At 72.5% G+C, this 23383-nt stretch carries 25 protein-coding genes; 15 read left to right on the top strand and 10 right to left on the bottom strand.

Features of this window, described 5'->3' with window-relative positions; genetic code table 11:
* Positions 1 to 1319, bottom strand: a 1319-nt coding sequence (locus AB0J67_RS28125; RefSeq protein ID WP_363486481.1) for an FAD-dependent oxidoreductase, incomplete at its 3' end; no start/stop codon positions are given.
* A gap of 162 nt (positions 1320 to 1481) precedes the next feature.
* On the opposite strand from AB0J67_RS28125, the gene AB0J67_RS28120 reads away from it, so the two are divergent.
* The 5 genes from AB0J67_RS28120 (at position 1482) to AB0J67_RS28100 (ending at position 3939) form a co-directional block, all read left to right on the top strand.
* On the top strand, positions 1482 to 1826 hold the full coding sequence (locus tag AB0J67_RS28120) for a metalloregulator ArsR/SmtB family transcription factor (protein WP_363486480.1): 345 nt from the start codon (positions 1482 to 1484) through the stop codon (positions 1824 to 1826).
* Positions 1827 to 2040: 214 nt separating this feature from the next.
* Positions 2041 to 2322 carry a metalloregulator ArsR/SmtB family transcription factor gene (locus AB0J67_RS28115; RefSeq protein WP_363486479.1) on the top strand — a complete coding sequence of 94 codons (282 nt, stop codon included), beginning with the start codon at positions 2041 to 2043 and terminating at the stop codon, positions 2320 to 2322.
* On the top strand, positions 2322 to 3059 hold the full coding sequence (locus tag AB0J67_RS28110; protein WP_363486478.1) for an MIP/aquaporin family protein: 738 nt from the start codon (positions 2322 to 2324) through the stop codon (positions 3057 to 3059). The genes AB0J67_RS28115 and AB0J67_RS28110 overlap by 1 nt, the downstream gene beginning before the upstream one ends.
* Complete coding sequence (locus AB0J67_RS28105) at positions 3056 to 3475, top strand: arsenate reductase ArsC (protein WP_363486477.1); 420 nt, start codon at positions 3056 to 3058, stop codon at positions 3473 to 3475. The genes AB0J67_RS28110 and AB0J67_RS28105 overlap by 4 nt, the downstream gene beginning before the upstream one ends.
* Positions 3472 to 3939 (top strand): NUDIX hydrolase, encoded by a 468-nt coding sequence (locus AB0J67_RS28100; RefSeq protein ID WP_363486476.1) that lies wholly within the window; start codon positions 3472 to 3474, stop codon positions 3937 to 3939. Before AB0J67_RS28105 ends, AB0J67_RS28100 begins: the two co-directional genes overlap by 4 nt.
* 102 nt (positions 3940 to 4041) lie before the next feature.
* Here AB0J67_RS28100 and AB0J67_RS28095 read toward each other — a convergent pair whose 3' ends face one another.
* The gene (locus AB0J67_RS28095; protein WP_363486475.1) at positions 4042 to 4344 is read right to left on the bottom strand and encodes a hypothetical protein; all 303 of its coding nucleotides are present in this window, start codon (positions 4342 to 4344) and stop codon (positions 4042 to 4044) included.
* 73 nt (positions 4345 to 4417) lie between these two features.
* Positions 4418 to 7192, bottom strand: a complete 2775-nt coding sequence (locus AB0J67_RS28090; RefSeq protein ID WP_363486474.1) for an AbfB domain-containing protein — start codon at positions 7190 to 7192, stop codon at positions 4418 to 4420.
* 307 nt (positions 7193 to 7499) lie between these two features.
* On the opposite strand from AB0J67_RS28090, the gene AB0J67_RS28085 reads away from it, so the two are divergent.
* The 5 genes from AB0J67_RS28085 (at position 7500) to AB0J67_RS28065 (ending at position 13208) form a co-directional block, all read left to right on the top strand.
* Positions 7500 to 8570, top strand: coding sequence for an ABC transporter substrate-binding protein (locus AB0J67_RS28085; protein WP_363486473.1), 1071 nt, complete (start codon positions 7500 to 7502; stop codon positions 8568 to 8570).
* A gap of 85 nt (positions 8571 to 8655) precedes the next feature.
* Complete coding sequence (locus AB0J67_RS28080) at positions 8656 to 10176, top strand: sugar ABC transporter ATP-binding protein (RefSeq protein WP_363486472.1); 1521 nt, start codon at positions 8656 to 8658, stop codon at positions 10174 to 10176.
* Positions 10169 to 11137: an ABC transporter permease gene (locus tag AB0J67_RS28075; RefSeq protein ID WP_363486471.1), complete on the top strand. Its 969-nt coding sequence runs from the start codon at positions 10169 to 10171 to the stop codon at positions 11135 to 11137. The genes AB0J67_RS28080 and AB0J67_RS28075 overlap by 8 nt, the downstream gene beginning before the upstream one ends.
* Positions 11134 to 12144 (top strand): ABC transporter permease, encoded by a 1011-nt coding sequence (locus AB0J67_RS28070; protein WP_363486470.1) that lies wholly within the window; start codon positions 11134 to 11136, stop codon positions 12142 to 12144. Before AB0J67_RS28075 ends, AB0J67_RS28070 begins: the two co-directional genes overlap by 4 nt.
* 53 nt (positions 12145 to 12197) lie before the next feature.
* Complete coding sequence (locus AB0J67_RS28065) at positions 12198 to 13208, top strand: LacI family DNA-binding transcriptional regulator (RefSeq protein ID WP_363486469.1); 1011 nt, start codon at positions 12198 to 12200, stop codon at positions 13206 to 13208.
* A gap of 290 nt (positions 13209 to 13498) precedes the next feature.
* Here AB0J67_RS28065 and AB0J67_RS28060 read toward each other — a convergent pair whose 3' ends face one another.
* A complete protein-coding gene (locus AB0J67_RS28060; RefSeq protein ID WP_363486468.1) occupies positions 13499 to 13957 on the bottom strand; it encodes a hypothetical protein in 459 nt (152 codons plus the stop codon).
* 291 nt (positions 13958 to 14248) lie between these two features.
* On the opposite strand from AB0J67_RS28060, the gene AB0J67_RS28055 reads away from it, so the two are divergent.
* Positions 14249 to 15499: an MFS transporter gene (locus tag AB0J67_RS28055; RefSeq protein WP_363486467.1), complete on the top strand. Its 1251-nt coding sequence runs from the start codon at positions 14249 to 14251 to the stop codon at positions 15497 to 15499.
* A 17-nt stretch (positions 15500 to 15516) separates the two neighbouring features.
* Here the strand turns inward: AB0J67_RS28055 and AB0J67_RS28050 are convergent, their stop codons facing one another.
* Positions 15517 to 16410: a serine hydrolase gene (locus tag AB0J67_RS28050; protein WP_363486466.1), complete on the bottom strand. Its 894-nt coding sequence runs from the start codon at positions 16408 to 16410 to the stop codon at positions 15517 to 15519.
* Positions 16403 to 17365, bottom strand: a complete 963-nt coding sequence (locus AB0J67_RS28045; protein WP_363486465.1) for a LysR substrate-binding domain-containing protein — start codon at positions 17363 to 17365, stop codon at positions 16403 to 16405. Before AB0J67_RS28045 ends, AB0J67_RS28050 begins: the two co-directional genes overlap by 8 nt.
* Positions 17366 to 17484: 119 nt before the next feature.
* Between AB0J67_RS28045 and AB0J67_RS28040 the strand changes: the two genes are divergently transcribed.
* Complete coding sequence (locus AB0J67_RS28040; protein ID WP_363486464.1) at positions 17485 to 18516, top strand: MBL fold metallo-hydrolase; 1032 nt, start codon at positions 17485 to 17487, stop codon at positions 18514 to 18516.
* Positions 18517 to 18549: 33 nt separating this feature from the next.
* On the opposite strand, the gene tnpB is transcribed toward AB0J67_RS28040, so the two are convergent.
* The gene (gene tnpB / locus AB0J67_RS28035) at positions 18550 to 19995 is read right to left on the bottom strand and encodes an IS607 family element RNA-guided endonuclease TnpB (protein ID WP_363486463.1); all 1446 of its coding nucleotides are present in this window, start codon (positions 19993 to 19995) and stop codon (positions 18550 to 18552) included.
* Positions 19996 to 20119: 124 nt separating this feature from the next.
* Between tnpB and AB0J67_RS28030 the strand changes: the two genes are divergently transcribed.
* Positions 20120 to 20329 carry a M91 family zinc metallopeptidase gene (locus tag AB0J67_RS28030; RefSeq protein WP_363486462.1) on the top strand — a complete coding sequence of 70 codons (210 nt, stop codon included), beginning with the start codon at positions 20120 to 20122 and terminating at the stop codon, positions 20327 to 20329.
* On the top strand, positions 20329 to 20961 hold the full coding sequence (locus AB0J67_RS28025; RefSeq protein ID WP_363486461.1) for a hypothetical protein: 633 nt from the start codon (positions 20329 to 20331) through the stop codon (positions 20959 to 20961). Before AB0J67_RS28030 ends, AB0J67_RS28025 begins: the two co-directional genes overlap by 1 nt.
* A gap of 93 nt (positions 20962 to 21054) precedes the next feature.
* On the opposite strand, the gene AB0J67_RS28020 is transcribed toward AB0J67_RS28025, so the two are convergent.
* From AB0J67_RS28020 to AB0J67_RS28010, 3 genes are all read right to left on the bottom strand, one after another.
* Positions 21055 to 21945 (bottom strand): aldo/keto reductase, encoded by an 891-nt coding sequence (locus AB0J67_RS28020; protein ID WP_363486460.1) that lies wholly within the window; start codon positions 21943 to 21945, stop codon positions 21055 to 21057.
* Between the two features lie 102 nt (positions 21946 to 22047).
* The gene (locus AB0J67_RS28015; RefSeq protein WP_363486459.1) at positions 22048 to 22704 is read right to left on the bottom strand and encodes a flavodoxin domain-containing protein; all 657 of its coding nucleotides are present in this window, start codon (positions 22702 to 22704) and stop codon (positions 22048 to 22050) included.
* On the bottom strand, positions 22701 to 22952 hold the full coding sequence (locus tag AB0J67_RS28010) for a dsRBD fold-containing protein (RefSeq protein ID WP_363486457.1): 252 nt from the start codon (positions 22950 to 22952) through the stop codon (positions 22701 to 22703). The genes AB0J67_RS28015 and AB0J67_RS28010 overlap by 4 nt, the downstream gene beginning before the upstream one ends.
* Before the next feature lie 178 nt (positions 22953 to 23130).
* Between AB0J67_RS28010 and AB0J67_RS28005 the strand changes: the two genes are divergently transcribed.
* On the top strand, positions 23131 to 23253 hold the full coding sequence (locus AB0J67_RS28005; RefSeq protein WP_363486456.1) for a hypothetical protein: 123 nt from the start codon (positions 23131 to 23133) through the stop codon (positions 23251 to 23253).
* Positions 23254 to 23383: the final 130 nt, after the last annotated feature.

The raw sequence follows: 23383 nt of genomic DNA, 5'->3' as shown, positions 1-23383 counted from the left end.
CCCGGCCGGAGCGCAAAGTCCGCGCAGCGGGCGAGCGACCGGCCGGGTGCGCCCGGCGGCCGGACGCGGGTGGGTCGGGCCGGCAAGGGCATGTTCCCGGCCCCGGTCTCGGGCAGCTCCAGCCGGACGTCGCGGGCCGCGTCCCAGTCCCCGGCCAGCGCCGCGACGACGGAGCGCACCTGCTCGTAGCCGGTGGCCATGAGGAACGTCGGCGCGCGGCCGTAGGACTTGGCGCCGACGGCGTAGTAACCGGGCTCGGGCTGGGTGAGCTCGTCGACGCCGTGCGGGGGCACGGTGCCGCAGGAGTGCTGGTTCGGGTCGATCAGCGGGGCGAGCGCGCGGGTCGAGCCGAGCACCGGGTCGAGGTCGAGCCGCAGCTCGGCGGCGATGGTGTGGTCGGGCCGGAAGCCGGTCGCCGACACGATCCGGTCGACCGTGACGCTCGCGCCGTCGCGCGCGGTCACCGTCACCCGGCCGCCGTCGACGGTGAGGGCACGGACCGAGAACCCGGCGTACAGCGTGATCGCACCCGACTCGACGAGGTCGCGCACCCGCGTGCCGAGCGCGCCCCGGGCCGGCAGCGCGTCGGCCTCGCCGCCGCCGTAGGTGCGGGTCGCGGCACCGGTGCGGATCGCCCAGCTCACCGTCGTGCCCGGCGCCTCGGTGGCGAGCTGGGCCAGCGACAGCAGCGTGTTGGCGGCCGAGTGCCCGGCGCCGACGACGAGGGTGTGCCGCCCGGCGAACCGGTCGCGGTCGCGGCCAAGCACGTCCGGCAGCGCGGTGTCGACGTACGCCGCCGCCTCGGTCTCGCCGTGCGCGGGCAGGCCGGAGCCGCCCAGCACGTTCGGGGTGGGCCAGGTGCCGGAGGCGTCGATGACCGCCCGCGCGGTCAGCTCCTCGCCCGTGCCGAGGCGGATCAGGAACGGGGCCTGCTCGCGCCCGGTGGACCGGACGCGGTCGAGCCCGTCGCGGCTGACCGCCACCACCTTCGCGCCGTAGCGCACGCGACCGGCGAGCGCGGGCAGCTTCGTCAGCGGGGCGAGGTAGTCCTCGACGAGCTGCGCGCCGGTGGGCAGCCCGGCGGGGTCGGGGGCGAGCCAGCCGTCGGCTTCCAGCAGGCGCCGGGCGGCCGGGTCGACGTCGAACCGCCAGGGGCTGAACACCCGGACGTGCCCCCAGCTCGCGACCGCCGCGCCGGGGCCGTCACCGGCTTCGAGCACGAGGAAGTCCAGGCCCCGCTCGGCCAGGTGTGCGGCGGCGGCGAGGCCCACCGGCCCGGCGCCGATCACCACGATGGGGAGGTCGTGCTGCGTGTTCATGGTCGCGTGCTCCTCGGTTCCAGGCGGTCGATGATGCGGCGCGGAGTCGCTGTTTAGAAGTTTCTCTAAGCGCCTTGCTTAGACTGCCGCCTACTTAGAAGTTTGTCAACTCAAGGCGCGGCCGACGTTGTCGACTGCTTCGAAATCTGTCAACCTAGGGGCATGTCGAAGCAGCTCGCCGTCCTGCAGCCCGAAGCCTGCTGCGCGCCGCTGGCCGTCGCCACGGTCCCCGCCGAGGCGGCCGCGGACCTGGCCGCGGCCTTCAAGGCGCTCGGCGATCCGGTGCGCCTGCAGCTGATGTCGATGATCGCCTCGGCGGACGGGGGAGAGATCTGCGTCTGCGACCTGACGCCGGCCTTCGACCTGACCGGGCCCACCATCTCCCACCACCTGAAGGTGCTGCGCGAGGCGGGGCTGGTCGAGTCCGACCGCCGCGGCACCTGGGTCTGGTACCGCGCCGACCGGCCGAAACTCGCGATGCTGTCGGCCGTCCTCCGCGTCGGCTGAACCCGTCGTCGGGGTCGTCCGTCAAGCACACTCCGGCCCGACGGCCGGGTTACGCGCGCATGGCCGCCCCGGCACCCCGACGCATGGCCCGGGCGCGCGGCGCCACCAGCTCGGTGTACACCCGAAGTTCATGATCGTCGAGTTGCGGTGACGTGCGGCGATGATGTCTCATAACCGGGTGGTGATATCAGCTCCCAGTGATACGAGGGCCGAGGTGATACGGCTGCTGGCCGACCCGGCGCGGGCCGCGATCGTCGAGGTTCTCGCCGCCGGTCCGGCGTGCACCTGCCACCTGGTCGAGGACCTGCGGATGACGCAGCCCAACATCTCCAACCACCTGCGCGCGCTGCGCCACGCCGGTGTCGTGACGGCCGAGCCCCACGGCCGTTACACCTACTACCACCTCAGCGCCGACGTCCTGGAGGCCGCGGCCGCGCACCTGGCCGAGCTGGCCGCGCGGGCCCGCGCGTCCGCGGGCGAGCGCAGGGAGTGCTGATGGCGGCGCACCTCGCCCGGCGGCTGCTCGCCGAGTTCACCGGGACGGCGCTGCTGGTGACGGCCGTGGTCGGCTCCGGCATCATGGCCACCCGGCTGTCCCCGGACGACGTGGGCCTGCAGTTGCTGCAGAACTCCACCGCCACCGTCTTCGCCCTGGCGGTGCTCATCCTCGTCTTCGGCCCCGTGTCGGGCGCCCACTTCAACCCCGTGGTCACGGCCGCGGACTGGTGGCTGCACCGGGGCAGGCCGGGCGCGCCGACCCTCGCCGACGTCGGTGCGTACACCGTCGCGCAGGCCGCCGGGGCGGTGGGCGGGTCACTGCTGGCCGGCGCCATGTTCGAGGTGCCGCTCGGCATGTCGGGCACCGTGCGCGACGCGCCGAACCTGTGGCTCGGCGAGTCCGTGGCCACCGCCGGGCTGATCCTGCTCGTCTTCGCCCTCGCCCGGTCCGGTCGAGCCGCGGTCGCCGCCCCGGCGGTGGGCGCTTACATCGGGGCGGCGTACTGGTTCACCAGCTCCACGAGCTTCGCCAATCCGGCCGTCACGCTGGGCCGCGCGTTCACCGACACGTTCGCGGGCATCGCGCCCGCCTCCGTGCCCGCGTTCGTCGCCGCGCAGCTCGTCGGCGCCCTGGTCGGGACGGGTCTGGTGCTCGCGCTGTATCCCGCCGCGGCGGACCGCGCGGCAGCGGCGACCGCATCCACGACACGACCCTTGCAGAGGAGACCCGTATGACCGCGACGAAGCCCAGCGTGCTGTTCGTGTGCGTGCACAACGCCGGCCGATCCCAGATGGCCGCCGGGTGGTTGCGCCATCTCGCGGGCGACGCCGTCGAGGTGCGTTCCGCGGGCTCGGCTCCGGCCGACCGAATCAACCCGGTGGCGGTCGAGGCGATGGCCGAGGTCGGCATCGACATCACCGCCCAGACCCCGAAGATCCTCACCCACGAGGACGCCGAGGCCTCGTCCGTGGTCATCACGATGGGCTGCGGGGACGTCTGCCCGTACTTCCCGGGTCAGCGCCACGAGGACTGGACGCTCGACGACCCCGCCGGCCAGGGCATCGAGGCCGTGCGGGCGATCCGCGACGAGATCGGCGACCGGGTGCGGGCGCTCGTCGCCGGCCTGCTGCCGCACCGGGCACGGTCGTGATCGCGAGTGCGAACCTCGCCGCCGGTGCGCTGTTCGTCGACGAGACCGGCCGCGTGCTGCTGGTGAAGCCGAGCTACAAGGACGGCTGGGAGATCCCCGGCGGGTACGTCGAGGCCGGGGAGTCGCCGCTGGCCGCGTGCCACCGCGAGATCCTCGAGGAGCTGGGCCGTTCGCTGCCCGTCGCGCCGCAGCCGCTCGTCGTGGACTGGGCGCCGGCGGTGCCGGAGGGTGACAAGCTGCTGTTCGTCTTCGACGGCGGCGAGCTCACCGAGGCCGACCGCCGCTCCTTCCGCTTCGCCGACGGCGAGATCACCGAAGCCCGGTTCGTGGAGGTCGACCTCCTGCACGACTACCTGCCCGAACGCCTGGCGATCCGGCTGCGCCTGGCCGTCGAGGCCCGCGCCCGACGCCGCTGCGTCTACGCCGAACACGGCCGGGAACCCCTGCCAAGACCCGTGCCGTAAGCGTCGCCGGCCGCTGTTTCGGGGAAACTGCGCCAATCCCGCCGGTCGAAGCTGCGGTTTCCCCGAAGCAGCATGCGCGACTCCCAGGGAACCGGGGGCGGGTCAGACGAGTTCGACGCGGTGGATGTCGGTGCGGGCGACGGCCGCGTCGCGCTCGGCGGCCAGAGCGGTGCGGCGCTCGTCGGCCAGGTACGCGTCGAGCGCGGCCTGCGACGGCACCGTGATGATCTGGACCTCGGTGGGCGCGCCGTCGGCGCCGTCGGTGCGCACCCGCTGCAGCAGGGTGCAGCCGTGGTCGTCGAACAGGGCCAGGACCTTGTCCTCGTACGCGGCCAGCGCCGCCTCGGCCCCGGGCCGCGCCCACAGCAGCACGCACAGGTTGATCGCCACGTTTCCCCCAGACATGATCGAAGCTCCGTCCCCGCCGTTCTAACAGCAGGGACGGAGCTTCGGTCAGCGGGGGTCGGGGCGTCCCGGGTTACGGGGCCCAGGGGTTGACGAAGGCCCAGGTGGTGTCGGGGCCGTAGCCGGTGGGGCTGTCGTAGGGGTGCGGCCCGCCGTTGCCCGCGACCCACACCTCGGCGCTGTAGTGCCGCACGCTCAGGCTCGGCAGGTTCGAGCTGACCAGCGACACGTTGCCGGTGCCGTGGCGGCCGGGCTGCGCGCAGAACGTGGCGTCGGCGTCGAACAGGGCCGACCCGTCGCGGGCGTCCTTGCGTACCCGGAAGTCGGCGTGCCGCAGGTAGTGCCCGGCGAAGTTGCGCGACTCGAACGAGTAGCAGGTCGGGTCGGCAAGGCCGCGCCGGACGACGAACGTGGCGTCGGCCTTGAGCGTGGCCGTGCTGGACGCGTTGACCACCGAGGTCACGCCCAGGCTCGCGTGGTGCGCCAGGAACCGGTCGGTGAACCCGGGCGTGACGACCTGGAGCGACCGGGCCTGGTCCAGCGGCAGGTCGACGCCGCTGCGCCACCACGCGGACGTGCCGCGCCAGGTCGCGTCGGCCGCGAACGACGCCGGGTTGTCCCAGGCGTTCGCGCCGCTGCTGTTGGAGATCCAGACCTCGGAGTTGATGTGCCGCAGGTAGCGGCCCGGGAAGTTGTACGACTCCAGCGACACCCCGCCCGCCGCCAGGCCGGTGCGCTGGCAGAACGTGGCGTCGGCGGCGTACAGCGACGAGCCGTCGTTCGGGGCGAGCTGCACCCGGTAGCCGGAGTGCCGCAGGAACTGGCCGGGCATGTCCCGCGACTCGAAGGACAGGCACGACGCGGACGCCAGGCCCTGCCGTACCCAGAACGTGGACGCCTTCTTCACCGCGTCGGAGCTGGTGCCGGTGACGACCTGGGTGGTGCTCGGCGCGCCGCTGTGGCTGAGGAACTTCGTGGTGTGCCCGGACGTGGTGACCCGCAGCGAGGCGAGCTGCCCGACGGGCAGGTAGGTGCCCTGCGCCGCGGCGAGCACGGACTGGTTTACCGCGCGCACCTGGGCGAAGTCCATCTTCTGGAGCTGCCGGTCGTAGGTGAGGAACCCGTTGAGCTCGTTCTCGACGTCGGTGGGTTCGGTGTAGACGCTGGCGGACAGGCCGCGGGCGTCGACGAGGTTGCGCAGCTGGCCGGTGACCTCGACGTAGCGCCGGGTGAGGGTCGCCGAGTCGGGGGTCATCTCGTAGGCGAACCCGTTGCCGGGCGACCACTCGTGGCCGGCCACGCGCAGGCCGATGCCGCCGTACTCGCCGAGCACCGCGATGCGGGTGGCGGTGGGCAGGGCGGTGGTGCCGGGCCCGACGTAGATGTGGTCGTCGATGACGTCGCCGTTGCCGCCGTCGAAGCCGCAGCAGTTGGAGCCGGAGTTGTTGGTGACCAGGCGGGACGGGTCCCAGCTCTTGACCAGGTCGGCGATGCGGGCGGGGTCGTACTCACCCCAGCCCTCGTTGAACGGCACCCACAGCACGATCGAGGTGATGCCCTTCAGCTGGTCGATCATCCGGCGCAGCTCGGCCTCGAAGACGGTGCGGTCCCCGGCCGACGGCGTGAAGCCGGTCTTCATGGACGGCATGTCCTGCCAGACCATGAGCCCGAGCCGGTCGGCGTGGTAGAACCAGCGCGCCGGTTCGACCTTGATGTGCTTGCGCACCATGTTGAAGCCCAGCGCCTTCTGCTGCTCCAGGTCGAAGCGCAGCGCGGCGTCGGTGGGCGCGGTGTAGATGCCGTCGGGCCAGTAGCCCTGGTCGAGGGTGCCGAGCTGGAACACGAACCTGCCGTTGAGCACCGGTCGCAGCACGCCGTCGACCAAGGCCTTGCCGATGGAGCGCATGCCGAAGTAGCCGCCGACGGCGTCGCCGCCGTTCGTGCCGGTCAGGGTGACCCGCAGGTCGTAGAGGAACGGGTCCTCGGGCGTCCACAGGCGCGCGTTCGGGATCGGGATGCGCAGGTGGGCGCCGGGCGCGCCGGTGACGGTGCTGAGCACGGTGCCGCCGGAGAGCACCTGGGCCTGCACGCCGCTCGCGCCGCCGGCGGTCTGCACGACCAGGTCGAGCACGCCCGCGGGCAGGTCGGGCACGGTGTCCAGGCGGGTGATCCGGGCGGCGTTGGCGGGCTCCAGCCAGACGGTCTGCCAGATGCCGCTGGCGGCGGTGTAGAAGATGCCGCTCGGGTTGAGCCGCTGCTTGCCGACCGGGATGCCCGCCGCGTCGACGGGCGAGTGCACCCCGACGATGATCTCGTTGGTGCCGCCGTTGAGGGCGTTCGTGATGTCGAAGGTGAAGGCGTCGAAGCCGCCGCTGTGGCTGCCGATGCTGACGCCGTTGACCCAGACCTGCGCGGTGTAGGTGACCGCGCCGAAGTTGAGCAGGATGCGGCGGCCGTTCCAGCCCGCGGGCACGGTGAAGGAACGCTTGTACCACATGAAGTTCTCGTGGCGCATGATCCCGGACAGGGCCGATTCGATCGGGTACGGCACCAGCACCGTCTCCGCGAGCGTCTGCCCGAACGGCGGGCTGGCCAGCGAGGACGCTCCGGCGAACTGCCACTGGCCGTTGAGGCTCTGCCAGTCGGGGCGGGTCAGCTGCGGGCGCGGGTACTCCGGCAGCGGGTTGGTCAGCGAGACCTGGCTGGTCCACGGGGTGGACAGCGGCGGGGTCTTGGGCAGGTACGGCGCGGCGTGGGCGGGCTGCGCCACGACCAGGGCCGAGGCGAGCGCCAGTAGCGCCGAGACGAGAACGGCCAGCGGGCGGCCGGGATGCGGGGGCTGTCGCATGCGTCGCGCTCCCTTGGGGGCGTGGCGGAACGCGGCCCGCGGCCACGGCGCGAGAGCGGCACCCGAGGGCGGGCACGTTCCGGGCGGACCGGGACGGGACGGTCCGATGTCAGAAAGGTTTCGTAACGGTGCAGACACGACATCTTGTCGTCATCGGACTCGGTCTGTATAACGTTATAGAGCGAAGGACGTTGATCGCAATCGCCGGAACGATTGCGCCGCAACATTTTCGGCGGCCCGTTCGCGCAGTAAGAATGCCCTCCTTTATTGACCTACGTCAATAACACCGCAGAAGGAGAGTCACCGCATGTTCCGCACCCGCGCAATGACCATCGCCGCGACCCTCGTCCTGGGCGGCGCGCTCCTCAGCGCCTGCACCAAGGGCGAGGAGACCGGCACCCCGTCCGACGGCGGCAGCGCCGGCGCCCAGGTGGTGGCCTCGGCCAGCGCCGGTGGCGCCGGCTGCACCCTGCAGTCATACGGCGGCACGAAGATCGACCTGAAGGACGCGATCGTCGGCTTCTCCCAGTCGGAGAAGGAGGCGAACCCGTTCCGCATCGCCGAGACCCAGTCCATCAAGGACGAGGCGGCGAAGATCGGCGTGAAGAAGCTGCTCGTCACCAACGCGCAGTCGCAGCTGTCCAAGCAGGTCAGCGACATCCAGGACATGCTCGCCCAGGGCGCGCAGTTCCTGATCGTGGCGCCGCTCAACTCCGACGGCCTGGAGCCCGCGCTCAAGGCGGCCGCCGACAAGAAGGTCCCGGTGCTCACCATCGACCGCAAGGTCAACGCCACGGCCTGCAAGGACTACGTCGCGTTCCTCGGCTCGAACTTCGTCGAGCAGGGCAAGCGCGCCGCCGACGCGATGGTCAAGGCGACCGGCGGCACGGCCAAGGTGGCCATCCTGCTCGGCTCGTCCGGCAACAACGTGACCACCGACCGCACCAACGGCTTCGTCGACCAGATCAAGGCGACCGCCCCCGGCATCGAGATCGTGGCCCAGCAGACCGGCGAGTTCGCCCGGGACAAGGGCCAGCAGGTGACCGAGCAGCTGCTGCTGAGCAACCCGGGCATCACCGCGATCTACGCCGAGAACGACGAGATGGCGCTGGGCGCGGTCACCGCGATCAAGGGCGCGGGCAAGAAGCCCGGCGTCGACATCAAGATCGTGTCGATCGACGGTACCCGCAACGCCGTCGAGGCCATCACCAAGGGCGAGATCAACGCCGTGATCGAGTCCAACCCGCGCTTCGGCCCGCTGGCCTTCGCCACCGCGCAGAAGTTCCTCGGCGGGGAGTCCATCCCGGCCGACGTCATCATCTCCGACCGCGAGTACGACTCCGCCAACGCGGCGGCGTCCCTGAGCAGCGCTTACTGACGCTGCACCAGTGCCGGAAGTGCGCCTGCCGAACGCCGCGGCAGGCGCACTTCCCACGAGCAGGACGCGAAAGGAGAGACCACGGATGACCGAACCCGTGCTGGACGTACGCGGGGTCAGCAAGAGATTCCCGGGCGTGCTCGCGCTGGACGACGTGTCGCTGACCGTCGGCCCCGGCGAGGTGCACGCCCTGGTCGGCGAGAACGGCGCCGGCAAGTCCACCCTGATCAAGATCCTCACCGGGGTGTACCGGCCCGATGCCGGGCAGGTCCACTACCTCGGGCAGCCGGTGACGTTCGGCCGCCCGCTGGACGCCCAGGCGGCCGGGATCTCCACCATCTACCAGGAGGTCAACCTCGTCCCGCTGATGAGCGTCGCCCGCAACCTGTTCCTCGGCCGCGAGCCGCGCGGCAGGTTCGGGCTCATCGACGTGGCGCGGATGAACCGGGAGGCCGGCGAGGTGCTGGCCCGCTTCGGCATCGCGGTCGACCCGAAGCTGCCGCTGCACGCGCTCGGCCTCGGCGCGCAGCAGATGGTCGCGCTGGCCCGTGCCGTCGCCGTCGACGCGAAGGTCGTCATCATGGACGAGCCGACCTCGTCGCTGGAGCCCCGTGAGGTCGAGACGCTGTTCCGCGTGGTGCGCGAGCTGAGCGGGCGCGGCATCGCGATCGTGTACGTCAGCCACCGGCTCGACGAGCTGTACCGGCTCTGCGACCGGGTCACCGTGCTGCGCGACGGCCGCCGCGTGCACACCGGCGAGCTGGCGCAGCTCGACCGGCTGAGCCTGATCTCGCTGATGCTCGGCCGCGACGTGGCCGACGTGCGCCGGCACGGCCTGACCGGGTTCTCCGCGCACGACGCGGGCGACGTCGAGCCGATCCTGCGGGTGCGCGGCCTGAGCATCCGGCACCAGCTGCACGGGGTGTCGTTCGACGTACGCCCCGGCGAGGTCACCGGGCTGGGCGGGCTGCTCGGCTCGGGCCGGTCCGAGACCGCCAAGGCGGTCGTCGGGGCGCTGGGCACCGACGGCGGCACCGTCGACATGTCCGGGCAGCGGCTCAGGCGGCGCACACCCGCCGCCGCGATCCGGGCCGGGATGGCGATGCTGCCCGAGGACCGCAAGGCCGAGGGCATCATCCCGGACCTGAGCGTCCGGGAGAACATCGTGCTCGCCGCGCTGCCGCGGCTGTCCCGCTTCGGCACCGTGTCCCGCGCCAAGCAGGACAAGGTCGTCGAGCTGTTCATGAAGCGGCTGCGCATCAAGGCGGCGAGCCCCGAGCAGCGGGTGTCCGAGCTGTCCGGCGGCAACCAGCAGAAGGTGCTGCTGGCCCGCTGGCTGTGCCTGAACCCGCGGCTGCTGCTGCTCGACGAGCCCACCCGCGGCATCGACGTCGGGGCGAAGGCCGAGGTGCAGGCGCTCATCGACGAGCTGGCCGCCGAGGGCCTCGCCGTCGTGCTGATCTCCTCCGACCTGGAGGAGCTGGTCGAGGGCGCGGACCGGATCGTGGTGCTGCGCGCCGGAGCCGTCGTCGGCGAGCTGACCGGCGACGACGTCACCGAGGACAACATCATGGCCGCGCTGGCACAGGAGGCAGTGCATGACTGAGATGACAGCGATCCCGGCCCCGGCCGTGGACCGGGCGAAGCCGGCCCGATGGCTGCAGGACTACGGCGTGTACGCCGCCGTCGCCGTGCTGGTGCTGTTCAACGTCGCGTTCACCGACAACTTCCTGCAGACCGCGACGCTGCGCACGCAGCTCGTCCAGGTGGCCCCGGTGGTCATCGCGGCGCTGGGCATGGCCATGGTCATCGGCAGCGAGGGCATCGACCTTTCCGTCGGGTCGGTGATGGCGCTGGCGGCGGCGGTGCTGCCGCTCTACATCGGGTACGGGTTCTGGCCGGCCGTGCTCATCGCGCTGCTGGTCGGGGCACTGGTCGGCGTGGTCAACGGCACCCTGGTCGCCGTCGTCGGGCTGCAGCCCATCGTGGCCACGCTGGCGCTGCTGGTCGGCGGCCGGGGACTGGCGCTGGTCTTCGCCGACGGGCAGCTCAAGGGCATCACCAACCCGACCCTGCTGGAGCTGGGCACCGGCGAGCTGCTCGGGGTGCCGTACACGGTGCTCATCGCGGGGGTGCTCGCGGTGGTCATCGGCTTCGCCGTCCGGGGCACCGTCTACGGGCGGCAGCTGGTCGCGGTCGGCGGCAACCGGGCGGCGAGCGCGCTGGCCGGGCTGCCCGTCACGCGGGTGCTGATCGGCACGTACGCGCTCTGCGCGGTACTCGCGGCGCTGGCCGGGGTGCTGGCCACGGCCCGGCTCGGCGCCAGCGACCCGTCGGCGATCGGCAACCTGATGGAGCTGTCGGCGATCACCGCCGTGGTCGTGGGCGGCACGCCGCTGTCCGGCGGCAGCATCCGGGTGCTCGGCACGGTCGCGGGCGCGCTGCTGATGCAGCTGGTGCGGGCCACGCTGATCAACCACGACCTGCCCGACTCGTCGGCGCAGCTGATCCAGGCGGCCATCATCCTGGCCGCGGTCTACATCGCACGGGAACGGCGCACCCGATGACCCCGACCATCGTCACCAAGACCCCGCATCCCGTGCCCGTCGAACGCGAGCTGCGCCGCGAGCGCCTGGCCGGGCTGGCCCAGCGCCACGGGGCACCGGCCGTGCTGGCGCTGGCCGTGCTCATCGCGTCCGTGCTGTTCCCGGCGTTCCCGACGGCGGAGAACGCCAACGGGATCGCGATCCAGTCGTCGTTCCTGGCGATCGTGGCGCTGGGCATGACGTTCGTGATCATCACGGGCGGCATCGACCTGTCCGTCGGGTCGGTGTTCGCGCTCGGCGGCGTGCTCGCGGCGTACGCCTCCCCGTGGGGGCCGCTGCCCGCGCTGCTGCTGCCGCTGGCCGTGTGCGGCGCGATCGGGCTGGTGCAGGGCCTGCTGATCGCGAAGACCGGGATGGCGCCGTTCATCGTCACGCTCGCCGGGCTGCTCGGCGCGCGCGGCCTGCTGCTGGCCGTCACCGACGAGGGCGCCACGACGTACCTGGTGCCCAAGGAGTCGGCGTTCCTCGAACTCGGGCAGGGCACCCTGTTCGGCATCGGCTACCCCGTCTACCTGACCGTGGTGCTGTTCGCGCTGGGCGCGGTGCTGCTGCAGCGCACCCGGTACGGCCAGGCCGTGTTCGCGGTGGGCGGCAGCCCCGACGCGGCCGCGCTGATGGGCCTGCCGGTGGCCCGGATCAGGGTGATGACGTACCTGCTCAGCGGGTTGCTGGCCGGGTTCGCCGGGGTGCTCAACGCCTCCCGGCTGTCCTCGGGCGTCACCATCCTCGGCGTCGGCATGGAGCTGGACGCCATCGCCGCGGTCGTCATCGGCGGCACGCTGCTGGTCGGCGGCGCGGGCTCGATCAGTGGCACGCTGTGCGGGGTGCTGCTGCTCGGCGTGATCCAGAACGTGATCAACCAGATCGGCACGCTGAACTCGTCGTACCAGTCGGTGGTCAGCGGGCTGTTCCTGATCGTGGTCGTGGTGGTGCAGACGTTCCTGGGGAGGCGGCGCAGGCCGCGTTGACGAGGCGGCCCCGGCAGTGGTGACAATGAGCAGTGAGTGGAGGAACCCCGCCCATGGCGGTCAGTCTCAAGGACATCGCCAGGCGTGCGGGCGTGTCGCAGGCGACGGTGTCCAACGTCGTCAACGGCTACCGGCCCGTCGGCGAGGCCACCCGGGCCAAGGTCCAGCAGGCCATCGACGAGCTCGGGTACACCCCCAACCTCAGTGCGCGCCACCTGCGCCGGGGCCGCACCGGCGTCATCGCGCTGGCCATCCCGGAGCTGAACAACCCGTACTTCGCCGAGCTCGCCGACGCGGCGATCCGCACCGCCACCCGTCGCGGGTACACGCTGCTGCTCGACTACACCGACGGTGACCCGGAGAAGGAGCTGCTGGTCGCCGACGGGTTCCGGGCGCAGATCATCGACGGGCTCATCCTGTCCGCGGTGCACCTGGACCGCGAGGACATCATGACCCGCACCAGCGAGACCCCGATGGTGCTGGTCGGCGAGGCGATCTACGGCGCGCCGTACGACCACATCGTGATCGACAACCTCGCCGCCAGTCACGAGGCGGTGCGGCACCTGGTGGCGCTGGGCCGCCGCCGGATCGCGTTCATCGGCGCGCACATCGAGGCCAACCGGGCGCCGTCGCTGCTGCGCCTGCGCGGCTACACCGAGGCGCTGACCGCGGCCGGGCTGCCGTTCGACCCCGAGCTGACCGTCACCACCAGCGGCTTCCGCCGCCGCGACGGCGCCGAGGGCATGCGGGCGCTGCTGCGGCTGCCCCAGCCGCCGGACGCGGTGTTCGCGTTCAACGACCTCATCGCGCTCGGCGCCATCCGCGCTCTGCACGAGCACGGGCTGCGGGTGCCCGAGGACGTCGCGGTGATCGGCATCGACGACGTGGAGGAGGGCCGGTTCAGCATCCCGACCCTCACCACGATCTCGCCGGACAAGGAGATGATCGGCAGGCTGGCGGTGGAGAAGCTCCTCGACCGCGTCGAGGGCCGCCCCACCGACCCGCCCGCCGAGCTCCAGCCGCCGTTCCGCCTGGTCATCCGCGAGTCCGCCCCCGCCGCCTGACCCTCCCGTCCCGGATGGACGTCGCGGCGGTGCGCCCTGCCCCGCCTCGGTCCTCCGCCACCGCCGTCCGCGGTTCAACGTCGGGCGGCCGAGCGTGGGCCGCCGTGGCAGGTACCTCCGCGCGAGGGTCAACTTCTGGGTTGACGAGTCAACCCAGAAGTTGACCCTCGCCGGAAGAAGTGCCGGTGGTCGGGGCGTCATCGGCCGTCCGGGACGGCGGTCACCGGGCGGGATGGGTGTCCGGCGACAGTGCCGGTGGCCGGGGCGTCATCGACCGTCCGGGACGGCGGTCACCGGGCCGGATCGGTGTCCGGCGACGAAGCTGCCCACTGCTCGACCGGGATCGGCAGCTTGCCGCCGTAGCAGTCGGTGACCCGGCACTCGCGGTGCAGGCCGGGGTGGTGACGGGCCAGGATCTCGCGGCGGGCGGTCCAGCCCTCCGCCTCGCGGCCGGCCTCGAACAGGTTGCGCTGGAGCGCGTCGAGCGCCCAGATCAGGACGTCGGTGGCGTGGTGGTCCCGGACGGGATCGATCAGTCGAGCGGTCGCGACCGCCTCCTGCGACAGCCGCAGCCGGACCGGCAGGTCGAGCCCGGACCTTTCGCGGCGGATCAGCGCCTCGGCCAGGTGCCTGCGGTAACCGGGGTTGCGGGCGGCCAGCGTCTGGTAGGCCCACACCTCCGTCGCGGCGTCCGGCCGGGCGGACGAGAGGATGACGGTACGCGCGATGAGCTCAGCCTCGATCAACATGCCTCCGTGGCTCGGTGGACAGAGCACGGCACCCGCCGCGGCGACGGCGGGCGCCGGTGTCTCCGGTCGGGGGGCGCCACCCCGGACCGGCACGAGCGGGAACACTATGCGCGGCGCCGCGCGGCCCGCGACGGTCGAACAGCCGAGTGATCAAGGCGCGGAATCCGCTTATGCTGGTGTCGCCCAACCCCGGGCCGATCCCCTTGCGGCTGTGAGCCGCGGTACACCACGGGCCGGCGGCGCGTAACGCCATTGCCACCCGTGTACGCGGCCACGTAGGGTCCACTGCTCGTGAGCAAGGTCATCGAGAAGTTCCTCCCCGCGCGGCTCGGCAGCAGCTTCCGCTGGCTGCTGGCCTCGTCCTGGACCACCAACCTCGGTGACGGCATCGCTCTGGCCGCCGGGCCGCTGCTGGTCGCGTCGCTGACCGACGACCCGTTCGTCATCTCGCTGGCCGCGGTCTTCGGGTGGGCCCCGCCGCTGCTGTTCGGCCTGTACGCGGGCGTGCTCTCCGACCGCCACGACCGGCGCCGGATCGTGCTGGCCGCCAACACCGTCCGCATCGCGGTCCTCGCCGCGCTGATCACCGCGGTCGCCACGGAGACGCTGTCGGCGGTCGGCGCGCTGGTGGCCCTCGGCCTGCTCGCCACCACCGAGGTGTTCGCCGACAACACCACCGCCACGATCACCCCGATGCTGGTGCCCCGCGACGACCTCGCCCTGGCCAACTCGCGGCTGCAGACCGGGTTCATCACGCTCAACCAGCTCGCCGGGCCGCCGCTCGGCGCCGCCCTGTTCGCCGCGGGCAGCACCTGGCCCTTCCTCACCGAGATCATCCTCGACGTCGCCGGGCTGCTGCTCGTCTCGCGCATCGTGCTGCCCGCCCACGGCCGCGCCGCCGGTGCGCCGGTGCGCGGCGTGTGGCAGGACGTCGTCGAGGGTTACCGCTGGACGGTGCGGCATCCGGCCGTGCGTACCCTCATGCTGATCATTTTGATCTTCAACGTGACGTTCGGGGCGGCGTGGTCGGTGCTCGTCCTCTACGCCCAGGAGCGGCTCGGGCTCGGCACGGTCGGGTTCGGCCTGCTCACCACCGTCTCGGCGGTCGGCGGCCTGCTCGGCACCAGCGTGTACGGGTGGCTCACCCAGCGGGTCAGCCTCGGCAACCTGATGCGGGTCGGCCTGATCCTGGAGACGCTGACCCACCTCGGGCTCGCGGTCACCAGGTCCGCCTGGGTCGCCTCGACGATCTTCTTCCTGTTCGGCGCGCACGCGTTCATCTGGGGCACCACCTCGATGACCGTCCGGCAGCGCGCCGTCCCGCAGCACCTGCAGGGCCGCGTCGGCAGCCTCAACGCCATCTGCGTGTACGGCGGCCTGGTGGTCGGCGCGCCGATCGGCGGGGCGCTCGCCACGGTGTACGGCGTCACCGCGCCGTTCTGGTTCGCCTTCGCCGGGTCGGTGCTGTTCGTGGTCCTGCTGTGGCGCGCGATGACCCATATCGCCCACGCCGACGAGCAGCCCCAGCCGTCCCCGGCCTAGCCGTACCAGAGCTGCCGTCAGCGTCGTCCCGTGCGCAGGTGCTCGACGGCGGCCCGGGCGGCGGTGCCGATCACCGCGTCGGCGCGGGGCAGGGTGAGCGCGGTCGCGGCGCTGCGGGTGAACACGGCGACGGCGTAGCGCCCGCCATCGGGGTACTCCACCACGCCGATCTCGTTGCGGACGGTCGGCAGGGTGCCGGTCTTGCCGCTGACGCGTACGTCGTCGAAGGGGAAGCCCGAGGCGAGCCGGTGCGGCCACACCTGCAGCGCGAGCAGCCGGCGCACCGCGGCGCAGGAGCGGGGTGAGGCGACCTCGTCGCGCCACAGGCCGGCGAGCAGCGTGGTGCAGTCGCGTGCCGTGGTCCGGTTCGACACTGATACGTCCAGGGTGGACAGCCGGGACAACGCCGCCGGGTCGGTGAGCAGCGAGCCGAGCAGTGCCGGGTCGCCGGTGCCGAGGGACGACGCGGTCCGGGCGGCGACGTCGCGGCACACCTCGACCACGGCCGTGCGCGTCATCCCGGCCGCGGCGACCGCCTCGGCGACCGCGTCGAGGCCGAGGTGGTCGGCGAGCGCGTCGGCGGCGGCGTTGTCCGACACGCTGATCGCCAGGTGGGCGAGGTCGCGCAGGGACATGGTGACCGGGTCGGCCATGGCCCCGATGCCGGTCGGCCCGGGGGTGCGCGTGTCCGGCTCGACCGTGACGAGGGCGGCCGGGTCGACCCGGCCCGCGTCGGCGACCCGGTGCAGGGCCAGCACCAGCGGGACCTTGAACACGCTGCCGGTCAGCACGGGGGTGTCCGCGCCGACGCCGACCTCGCGCCCGGAGTCGAGGTCGGTCGCGTGCAGCCGCCCGGTGACGCCCGCGTCCGCGAACAGCGCGGTGATCCGGTCGCGGATGTCGTCACTCATGGCGGGCTCCGTACGGCGGGGCGAGGAAGTCGGAGGAGGGGCGGGTGTGCGGCAGCGGCCGTGGGGCGGGTGCGGTGCCGGGGCCGAGCACCCGGGCCACGGTGTCGGCGAACGCGCCGACGTCGGCATGGTGGCGCTCGCGTGGCCAGGCCACGGCCATGCGCTCGGCGAGCGGCTGCCCGGCCAGCGGCCGCCAGACCACGTCGGGGTGGTGCTGCCCGGCAGCGGTGTCGAAGGCGACGGCGGTGCCGGCCAGCACGAGGCCGATGGTGAAGCTGCGCCCGTCGACCTCGTGCACGGTGGCCGGGTGGTAGCCATGCCGGGCGCAGGTGTCGATGATGTCGTCGAAGCGGGCGGGCGCCGCGGCGCGCGGGAACACGACCAGGTCGTGCCGCAGGTCGGCGAGCAGCACCTCGGGCAGCGCGGCGAGCGGGTCGGCGGCGGGCAGCAGCACGCCGAGGGGCCGGTGCACGACCGGCCCGAGGGCGAGCTGCGACAGGTCGCAGGGCAGGTGCAGCACCCCGACGTCGAGCTGCCGCCGGGTCAGCGACTCCTGCTGGGCGGCGCTGGGGATCTCCCGGAGCTCGAGGGTGGTGCGCGGGCGGCGCTCGCGGAAGCCGCCGAGCACCGCGGCGACCGTGCTGCCCTCCAGCTCGGGCGGCAGTGCCGCGCGCAGCACCGCGGCGGTGGCCGTGTCGACCCGCTCGGCCAGGCCGAGCACCGCGTCGGCGCGCAGCAGCAGCTCGCGGGCCTGAGGCAGGAGTAGGCGGCCCGCCTCGGTGAGGGTGACCTCGCGCGGGGAGCGGTCGAACAGGCGTACGCCGAGCTGTCGTTCCAGGCGCTGGATGCGCTGCGACAGCGGCGGCTGGGACATGTGCAGGCGGCGCGCGGCCCGGCCGAAGTGCAGCTCCTCGGCCACCGCCAGGAAGTACCGCAGGTGCTGCACGAGGTCCACGGGCTGCGACGATACCTGATCCGATATCGGGCCTGTCCGTAAATGATGTTGGACTGGTGGGTGATGTGCGCGGTTGGCTGCTTCTCAGGTGACATCTACCGAAAGGAAGCCACCGTCCTATGTGCCAGAACTGTGCCACCACCGGATCCGCCGTACCCCGCCGTGACCTGCTGCGCCGTGCCGTGCTCGGCGGCGCGGCCGTCGGGGTCGCCGCCGCCGGGCTGCCGTCGGCCGCCGCGGGGGCGGCCGCGCCGGCGCCGGAGCCGACGGCGGTCTTCTCCGGCCGCGCCGCCGGGGTGTCGATGCGCTGGCTGGGCGTCTCCGGCTGGGAGATCGCCTTCGACGGAAGGGTGCTGTACTTCGACCCGTTCCTCAGCCGCTTCGACTACCGGCTGCCCGGCGGGCCGCTCGCCGTCGACCCGGCCGTGACGGACCGGCTGCTCGCCTCCGGGCGGCTGGCCGGGCCGCCGGAGCTCATCATGATCAGCCACGGGCACTGGGACCACATGGCCGACGTGCCGTCGCTGGTGAGCCGCCCCGACTGGGCGGGCAGGACGATCCGCACCGTCAGCACCGAGACGGTCCGGCACCTGATGCACGCCATGGGCATGACCGACGCCCAGCGCAAGAACAACATCGTCGCCACCGGCGGCGAGGACCTCGAGTTCGGCGGCGGGGCGTACCGGGTGCAGGTGATCCGCAGCCTGCACAGCCAGTCGCTCGGGTACGGCTTCTTCGCCCCCGGCACCCGGGTCGCCCCGCCCGCCGCCCCGACCAGCACCAGCGACCTCGTCGAGGGCGGCACGCTGGCGTACCAGGTCACCGTCCGCGACCGGTTGAAGATCCTGATGTTCGGCGGCACCAACTTCGTCGAGCGGGAGCTGGAGGGCCTGCGGCCCGACGTCGTGGCGGTGTGCATGACCGACGGCAGCTCGCTGCACCGCTACCTGGAGCGCCTGCTCACCGTGCTCGGCGGCCCCCGCTACGTGATCCCGGTGCACCATGACGACATGGTCACCGGGTTCGACGACCCGAACCTGCCGAACACCGTCGACGCGAACGCGGTCAAGCGGCTCAAGGACGCGGTGCGCGCGCTGGGGCTGCGTACCCAGGTGATCGAGGCCGAGCACCTGCGGCCGCTGCTGTTCTGAACCGGACGGGGGACGCCCGCGCGGCGTCCCCCGTCACGCTCCGTTTCGCCGTTGTCGGCCGGACGTTCTAATGTGTCCGTTGCAATTGAGTGTTCTCTTGTGAGCACTCGTGTTGCAGTCGGCCGTTGCTGGCCGACGGTCCCCGTCTTGCCCACCGGGGTGGTGGTGCGGGGTGGTCGTTTCACAGCCACCTGCCACCACAAGGGTGGTCTTATGGTCGGCTCCACGGCCGTTTTGCGTCTCCCGGCCACTCCGGGCGACGTACTGCCGCAGGTTGATCGCGGCGTTCAGGTCGCGGTCCAGGCACAGGCCGCAGTGTTGGCAGGTGTAGGTCCGTTCCTGCAGCGCCAGCTTGGGTCTCACCGCGCTACAGGACGAACAGGTTTTCGAGGAGGCGAACCACCGGTCGGCGACGATCAGCCGGCCGCCGTGCCAGGTGGTCTTGTAATCAAGGTGGCGGCGCAGGGTGGCCCAGCCGGCGTCGGCGATGTGCCGGGCCAGACGCCGGTTGGCCAGCATCCCGGCGACGTTGAGGTCCTCGACCACGATCGTGCCGTAGGTCGCGGCGAGGGACGTGGTGAGTTTGTGCAGGCCGTCGGTGCGCAGGTTCGTGACCCGGGCGTGTGCTTTGGCCAGGCGGGTCTTGGCCTGCTGCCAGCGGCGGGAGGGCCGCGTTCCGGTGCGCCGGTCGGGTCCCTGCCTGCGCGACAGGGTCCGCGCGGCGCTGCGCAGCCGCGCCTGCGCGTGGGTCAGGTGGCGGGGGTTGGGCACGACCTGCCCGGTCGACAGCACGGCGAGGCGGGTGATGCCGAGGTCGACACCGACGGTGGCCTGCGGATACGTCGGGGTGTGGGTGGTGCGGGTGACCTCGACGGTGAACGACACGTGCCAGCGTCCGCCGGTGTGCCGGACGGTGGCCGACAGGATCCGGGCGGTGCCCGCGTGCAGGCGCCGGGCGAGTTTGCGGGTCGACTCGTGGGTCCGGATCCGGCCCAGCCGGGGCAGGGTCACATGATGGCGGGTGTCCTCGACGCGGATGGTGCCGGTGGTGAACCGCACCGACGGCATGGCCCGCCGCCGGGACTTGAACCGCGGGAACCCGACCCTGGGCCCGGCGCGGCGGCCGGTGCGCGAGGCCGACCAGTTGCCCAGCGCCCGCGCCAGGCCGTCGAGGCCGGTGTTATAGGCCTCCTTCGAGCATTGCGCCCACCAGGGTGCGGCCTGTGGTTTGGCGGCGTTCCACGCGCGGCGCAGCGCGGGCAGGGTCCAGCCCAGGGCTGGGGTCAACTGTGGGCCGTCCAGGCCATAGGTCCGTTCGGCGGCGCGCTGGCCGAGGTTGGCGCATACCGCCGCGAGGGCCCAGTTGAACGCGAACCGGGCCGCGCCGGCGTGCCGGTGCAGGTCACGGTCCTGGGCCGGGGTCGGGTCCAGGGCGAAACGGTACGCCTGCACCACCACACCACCAGCCACATCGGACACGCGAGCAGGCTATACGCCGGGTACGACAACACCCGCCACCACCCGCGAACCACAACCAGCCGGGCACACCGACGTACACTGGAGCACACCAAAGCTCACTCAACCACCAACAGCTGGATATCCCATGGCCACCAAGGTACGTGCCGAACCGATTGAGCTGACCAAGGGCTCGGACAACCCGGGCGTGCCCAACCGGGAGCGGGCCGCGGTGGGCCTGCCGGTGGACCTGGACGGGGACGGCACGCCCGAGGGCCCGTACCGCGAGCACCCCGAGGGGCTCACCGAGAACGCGCTGCGCGAGGAGATGGGCTGGCCGGACAGGACGGTCTACTGATGCGTCCCCTGCTGCTCGCCGCGGCGGTGCTGCTCGCGGCGGCCGCCGCCGGATGCGCGGCGTCGCCGGGCGAGCCACCGAACAGCACGCCGACCGGTGCACCGCCGGAGGCGGACTTCTCCGCGTCGGTGACGCAGGAGGACGACGTGCTGCACATCCGCTACCGCCTGGTCAACAAGAGCACCACCGCCGTGTACGTGCTCAACGGCGTGCCGTTGCAGGAGCAGACGCTGACCGTGCGGCCCGCCCCGGACGCGGTCTACGTCACCGGGCGCGGCTCGCACACCGTCGAGATCGCCAAGCGCGCCTTCGACATGCCGTCCACCGACCGCAAGGCGTGGGAGGCGCCGTACCGGGTGGCCGGGCGGCTGGTGGCGCCGGGGGAGGCGTTCTCCGAGGAGGTCACGGTCGCGCTGCCGCTGCACCGGCGGCACCCGTACGGCGACGACCTCGGCGAGGGCGTCATCGCGCTGCCCGATCCGACCGACACCGTGGTGTTCTGCGTCGGCGTGGTCCGCGAGGCCTGGCAGCCGCCGGAGTCCACCGCGGCCCTGCCGCTCTTTCCGCACCTGTCGTCGACCACGACCGCCCAGCACCTGTTCTGCTCAGCGCCCGCGCCGGTCGCGCAGTAGTCCCCATCCCGGCTCACCTGTTTCGGGATGTACCCACATCCCGAAACAGGTGAGCTCCGGAGCGCTACGTCGCGGCGGCCGGCCGCCGCCGGTTCACCGCAGCGAGTCCAGCTCGGCCGGGGACAGGCGCAGCGCGCCGGCGGCGATGTTCTGCTCCAGGTGGGCCGGGTCGCCGGTGCCGGGGATGGCCAGCACGTGCGGGCCCTGGTGCAGGGTCCAGGCGAGGCGCACCTGGTGCGGCGTCACGCCATGGGCGTCGGCGACGGCGCGTACCGCCTCGGTGTGGTCGCTGCCCGCGCCGGACTCGCGCCGCGCGCCCGCCAGCGCGAAGTACGGCGTGAACGCGATGCCGCGCTCCCCGCACACCCGCAGCAGGTCGTCGTCCTCGCGGCCGTTGTCGAGCGAGTAGCTGTTCTGCACGCAGACCACGGGCGCGATCTGCTGTGCCTCGTCGAGGTGGTCCACGCGCGCGTTCGAGACGCCCAGGTGCCGGATCAGGCCCTCGTCGCGCATCTTCGCCAGCGCCGCGAAGCGCTCGGCGATCGAGTCGTGGCCGGGGCGCTTGAGGATGCGCAGGTTCACCACGTCCAGCCGGTCCCGGCCGAGCCGGCGCAGGTTCTCCTCGACCTGCGCCCGCAGCTGCGCCGGGTCGCGTGTGTAGGTGAAGTCCGGGTCGTATGCCAGACCGACCTTCGTCGAGATGACCAGGCCGTCCGGGTACGGCGCGAGCGCGTCGCGGATCAGCTCGGTGGCGTACCGGACGGCGCCGGTGCCCACCTGCAGGGTGCCGCCGGGGGAGAAGTAGAAGGCGGCGGTGTCGATGTGGTTGACGCCGAGCTCCACCGCCCGCCGCAGCACCCGGATGGCCAGGTCGCGGTCGGGGTTGGCGGTGATGCGCATGGAGCCGAAGCCCATGCGGCGTACGGTGAGGTCGCCGAGTGTCCAGGTGCCCGCGGCTGCCGCGGTGATCTCTCCGATATGCACTCGGCGACCTTAGCCACCGACGCTGAGCTGCGCAGTGGGCTCGTCACCCGATACCGCCGCGCGATGATCCCTGCTAACTTCTTATCGTCGGCAGTGGCGTTTTCAGTCCAGGCTGATGGTGCCGGTGACGGTGGTCGGCCCGGTGGTGGAGAGGGCGTCGGCGATGCCCTCGGCCCAGGAGCGGATCGCGTCCCAGTCCCGGAAGTCGCCCTCCGGCGCGCGCAGCGCCACGACCAGTGCCTGCTCGGCGATACTGAGCCGGCTGTGGTCCAGCCGGCCGGGGAACACCCGGTGCTCGCGGGCCATGGTCGCCTCGGCGATCGCGATCACGTCGACCGGGTCCTCGTCGGTCATCGGCGGCTCACCGACCGGGCCGCTGGAGAACAGCCACACCGGCCGGGTGGACAGCACCGCCGCGTGGCTCTGCACGAACCAGCGGGCCGGCTGCAGCCAGTGCCCGGAGTAGACCGCGCTGCCGATGACGAACGCGTCGAAGCCGTCGACCTGCACGCTCGGGTCGATGTCGCAGGCCTGCACGTCGAAGCCGCGGTCGGTGAGCACCTTCGCGATGGCCTGCGCGATCTCGGTCGTCGACTCGTACTTCGACGCGGCGGCGACCAGGATGCGCCGCGGCGGGCCCTGCCCGGTGAGCGCCTCGGGCAGCTCGTCGAGCTGCGCCATGACCAGCCGCTGCAACGGCGGCTCGAGCAGCGGCGGGGCGCTGGTCGGTGCGGTGACGGGGGCGGGCGCGGTCGTCATGCGGGAGTCCGCTCCAGGTCGGCGTCGGCCTGTGCCAGCAGCTTGTTGCCCAGCTCGACCAGGGCCCGCCCGACCGCGAGCTCGTCGCCGATCACGGGCACGTCCTCGTCGTACCGGTTGCGCTCGGCCGTGCCCGCGCCGCGCAGCGGCGGTGTCGCGGCCGCGGCGGCCAGTGTCGCCCGGGCGGTGGTGCGGCCGGAGCCGTCGTCGTCGATCGCGATGTCGACGGTCCAGTGCTTCGTGCTCATCGGCCCAGGCCTCCCCGCTTCGCGTGGGCACGCGGTCGCGTCGCGTGCCGACCCTGCCATTGTGGCCCTCCCGGCAGCCGGTCCGGGCCGGTTGTCCGGCAAAAATCCCTTTTCGCCGTATCCGCAGCGCCGGGCGCGCCACCGGCTCGCGCGGCCCATTCGTCACTATCGTGGTCAGATGACCAGTGAGACGGTGTACGCCGGCCTGTTCGGCACCGCTTTCGCGGTCGCGGTGCTGGTCGCCGGTGCGCGCTGGATGCTCGCCCGCCGCGCCCGCTCGCCGCGCCGTCGCTCCCGCTGACGGCTCCCGGGCGGTTCGGCTCCGCGCTGCTCCCGCCGCATTGCTCGGCGCCTTGACTCCGCGCGCTGCCCCCGCCGTATTGCTCGCCGGTGGCTTTGCTCTGCACACAAATACGCGCCGCGCGTATTTG

Source organism: Catellatospora sp. NPDC049609, assembly GCF_040675365.1.
Taxonomy (GTDB): domain Bacteria; phylum Actinomycetota; class Actinomycetes; order Mycobacteriales; family Micromonosporaceae; genus Catellatospora.
This window is presented reverse-complemented; position numbering and strand designations above follow the sequence as displayed.